Raw genomic sequence first — 3,370 nt, 5'->3', positions numbered from 1 at the left:
CGCTACGGCGAGTTCGTGCTGTTGAAGCCGCGCTTCGAAACGAAGACGATCCTTCTGTGGGGCGCGCCGCTTCTGCTCGCCGTCGCAGGCGGCCTGTCGCTGATCGTCTTCGCACGGCGTCGCGTGGAGGTGCCGACCGGCAGTCGCCTCAGCGAGGAGGAAGAGAAAAAACTCGACCGACTTATGCATGGCGATGGTCTTTGACTGAGATCAATGTCGAATTGCTTTGCTCATCCTACCGTCGTGCCAGCAGCATTCCGGAAGAGCGAGACATGAGATGCAGGCCAAGGACATAATGACCACCAACGTGGTTTCAATCAGCCCTGCGGCAAGTGTGCGGCATGCAGTCGCCGTCATGCTTCAAAACAACATCAGCGGCCTTCCGGTTGTCAGCGACGAGGGACGCGTTTGTGGCATGCTGACGGAAGGCGATCTTCTCCTCCGACGGGAAATCCGGGTTTCGCTGCGGTCATCTCGCGTGTCCGAAGTCACCTCGGAACTTGACCTTGAACGCTACATTCGCACTCATGGCTGGTCCGTGGCAGATGTCATGTCTCCCGACGTCATTGTCGCATTGCCGGACAGCGAGGTGTCAGACATCGCCGATAGTCTGCAGGCCCACCGAATCAAGCGGTTACCCATCGTCGAGAACGGGCGACTTGTCGGGATCGTGAGCCGGCGCGACATTCTTGCAATCATTCTCGACGCGCCGCCGACCACGCTTCCTCGGGAGGATGAGAGTATTCGTCTGGCGGTGCGTACGCGTCTGAGGTCCGACCTCGGTTTGACGCCGCAAAGGGTGCAAGTCTCTGTCAAGAACGGCGAAGTGACCCTGGACGGCCACCTGGAATCGGATCTGAAGCGAAAAGCAGTGCGCACGCTTGTCGAAAGCTTGGGAATCGGCGGCTATCGCGACCGACTGCATGTCATCACGCCCGACAGTGCAAACCGCTCTGACATTGCCTCGGGCTAACATCGATCTTCAGTAGCAACCAGTCGGTTGGTTTCGAGAACATGACCTTGAGAAGCCGTCGCGTATGGCACCCCTACCGGAGCCGTTGGGACGAGGAGGCTTGCTCGCTTCGCGCCCCGAAAACGAACAAGCCTCTGTCAAGTTCCCAGCATTGACACGGGCATCGCCCGACCCGCGACAGCAATATAGGAAAGTACCGGAACGAAATCTTTGATCGACGTCAAAGATGGCAAGTTCCGATTGGCGCTCGGGTGGCGGCCACAGATCGGACATCGCCAGGCGAGTCGCAAGTCAAGATGAGCTTCACCCGCCCGCGAGGGCCTGGTCCAAAAACGGGCGAATATCTTTGGCAAGCGCAGCTGCGTCGAGTGGACCAACGTGCTTGGCCACGATGCGTCCATCCCGGTTGATGACGAATGTCTCCGGAACACCATAAACGCCCCAGTCGATCGAAGCCCTGCCTCTTGCATCGATCCCGATTGCGGCGAAAGGGTTCCCGTTCTCGCGTAGAAACGCCAACGCCTTTTCGGGAGCGTCCTTGTAGTTGATCGCAACGACGGTGATGCGCGTGTCTTTGGCGAGTTCCATCAGGACCGGGTGCTCCTGACGGCATGGAATGCACCATGAGGCGAAGATGTTGACGACGGTCACCCGCCCACGGATGACGGCGTCCGCCAGTCCTGGCGTTGATATACCGGCGAGCGGCGGAAGATCCACATGTGGATGTGGTTGGCCGATAAGGGAGGAGGGGAGTGTAGAAGGAGTGTATCCGTCGGCCGATTCCCGGTACAGCACGTTGCCGACAGCACTTGCGATTCCGAGGAATGCGACGAGCGGTATTGCCGCCACGAGGTAACTCCGCATCCTAGCGTTCTTCGCGATTTGGCCGGCGACGCACGACCGCGAGCGCCTCGACCTGTCGGCGGTAGCTTCGGCTGGTAATCCAAACCTTCGCCGCCATCGCAAACATCACCGAGAAGGCCAGCGCGTAAGCGGCGAAAACATACTCCTGATGCGTCATCTCAACTATCCCTTTGTGACGCGGCCCTTGCTGCGAGCCTGTAATGAGAGATCAGCTTTCTTCGCCAGATCTCGTTTCGTATCGATGCGACGTAAAGCGTTGCAAAGAGCGTGGTGAAAGCGAAGCCCATGATCAGCAGCGGTCGCAGAAATTCGATGTCGAGAGCGGGCCCGTCAAATCTCAGGACACTTGCGGGCTGGTGGAGTGTGTTCCACCACTCGACCGAGAATTTGATGATCGGAATGTTCACGAACCCGACGATGATGAGAACCGCGGAGACGCGGGCAGCCCGCGTCGGCTCGTCGACGGCGCGATTGATCGCCAGTATACCAAGGTACATGATGAACAGCACGAACATGGACGTCAGCCGAGCGTCCCAGACCCACCAGGTCCCCCACATCGGCTTACCCCAGATCGCACCAGTGACAAGGGACACGAAAGTGAACGCTGCGCCGAGAGGCGCTGCCACGCGGGCTGAAACGTCTGCCAAAGGGTGTCGCCAGACCAGCGATCCCACGGCGTTCAGCGTCATGACCGTGTAGCACAGCATCGCCATCCACGCCGAAGGAACGTGAATGTACATTATTCTGACAGTCGCGCCTTGCTGGTAGTCCACATCGGAACTGAAGGCGAGGTAAAGGCCAATCAGAAAGAACAGCATCGTCAGTGCCGATAGAACGGGGATTGCCCGATCTGACATTTCGACGAACCGGGTGGGCTGCGCGAGGCCTTTGACGTATTTTGCGACGTTTGAATATGAACTCATGCCACGAGCCATAGCGCCTGATTGCGCCTCGATAATTGATCCTGGTCAAACATTTCGAAGCGACCCGGAGTGATCGAAAATATTTGAAGACCCCTTCAGGCCCCCGTTTGCACGAAGCCCGGCCGGCAGCACAAAAGGCGCGACAGCATGGCGCGTTCCAACCGTCGCCGTGCTTCCTCACGGAGCCTGCGAGATGTTCAGCAACTTGACGGAGATCAAATACGGGGCTCGGGAGCCGGTGTATCGCTGCTTGCAGAATCAAGGAGCATGACATGGATTTCGAGGCGTTTTTCAAAAGCGAGCTGGACGGTCTTCACAGCGAAGGTCGCTATCGCGTTTTTGCCGATCTTGAGCGTCACCGCGGCAGCTTTCCGCGCGCCACGCGACACACGGCGGACGGCCCGAAGGAAGTCACGGTCTGGTGCTCCAACGACTATCTCGGCATGGGCCAGAACCCGAAGGTGATCGAGGCGATGAAGAATGCCATCGATCACTGTGGCGCGGGTGCGGGAGGCACCCGGAATATCTCTGGCACCACCCACTATCACGTTCTGCTCGAGCACGAACTGGCCGACCTGCATGGCAAGGAAGCGGCGCTGATCTTCACCTC

Annotated in this window: 6 protein-coding genes; 3 read left to right on the top strand and 3 right to left on the bottom strand. The window is 58.7% G+C overall.

The features are described from left to right. Together C934_RS0115090 and C934_RS0115085 are read left to right on the top strand one after the other, a co-directional pair. A partial coding sequence (locus tag C934_RS0115090; RefSeq protein ID WP_018857491.1) for a cytochrome c-type biogenesis protein occupies nt 1-204 on the top strand: 204 nt, incomplete at its 5' end. Between the two features lie 73 nt (nt 205-277). Continuing rightward, the gene (locus tag C934_RS0115085; RefSeq protein WP_018857490.1) at nt 278-973 is read left to right on the top strand and encodes a CBS domain-containing protein; all 696 of its coding nucleotides are present in this window, start codon (nt 278-280) and stop codon (nt 971-973) included. Nucleotides 974-1,276: 303 nt separating this feature from the next. On the opposite strand, the gene C934_RS0115080 is transcribed toward C934_RS0115085, so the two are convergent. Genes C934_RS0115080 through C934_RS0115070 form a run of 3 tightly spaced genes read right to left on the bottom strand, consistent with a single transcriptional unit; the run spans nt 1,277 to nt 2,760 of the window. Beyond that, nucleotides 1,277-1,837, bottom strand: coding sequence for a DsbE family thiol:disulfide interchange protein (locus tag C934_RS0115080; RefSeq protein WP_083929857.1), 561 nt, complete (start codon nt 1,835-1,837; stop codon nt 1,277-1,279). A 1-nt stretch (nt 1,838) separates the two neighbouring features. Further along, nucleotides 1,839-1,994, bottom strand: a complete 156-nt coding sequence (locus tag C934_RS33685) for a hypothetical protein (protein ID WP_018857488.1) — start codon at nt 1,992-1,994, stop codon at nt 1,839-1,841. 1 nt (nt 1,995) lies between these two features. Further along, nucleotides 1,996-2,760 (bottom strand): heme ABC transporter permease, encoded by a 765-nt coding sequence (locus C934_RS0115070; RefSeq protein WP_026371819.1) that lies wholly within the window; start codon nt 2,758-2,760, stop codon nt 1,996-1,998. 272 nt (nt 2,761-3,032) lie between these two features. Here C934_RS0115070 and C934_RS35180 point away from each other — a divergent pair. Beyond that, nucleotides 3,033-3,370 (top strand): aminotransferase class I/II-fold pyridoxal phosphate-dependent enzyme (locus C934_RS35180; RefSeq protein ID WP_037089787.1); only part of this gene is annotated, 338 nt, incomplete at its 3' end.

The organism is Rhizobium sp. 42MFCr.1, from assembly GCF_000377185.1.
Taxonomy (GTDB): domain Bacteria; phylum Pseudomonadota; class Alphaproteobacteria; order Rhizobiales; family Rhizobiaceae; genus Rhizobium; species Rhizobium altiplani.
Note: the sequence above shows the minus strand (reverse complement) of the source record. Positions and strands in the feature narration are given on the sequence as shown.

What these genes read in the sequence shown, in the direction of transcription:
- C934_RS0115085 (WP_018857490.1), top strand. Translation starts at nt 278, where the DNA reads ATGCAGGCCAAGGACATAATGACCACCAACGTGGTTTCAATCAGCCCT.
- C934_RS0115080 (WP_083929857.1), bottom strand. Translation starts at nt 1,837, where the DNA reads ATGCGGAGTTACCTCGTGGCGGCAATACCGCTCGTCGCATTCCTCGGA.
- C934_RS33685 (WP_018857488.1), bottom strand. Translation starts at nt 1,994, where the DNA reads ATGACGCATCAGGAGTATGTTTTCGCCGCTTACGCGCTGGCCTTCTCG.
- C934_RS0115070 (WP_026371819.1), bottom strand. Translation starts at nt 2,760, where the DNA reads ATGAGTTCATATTCAAACGTCGCAAAATACGTCAAAGGCCTCGCGCAG.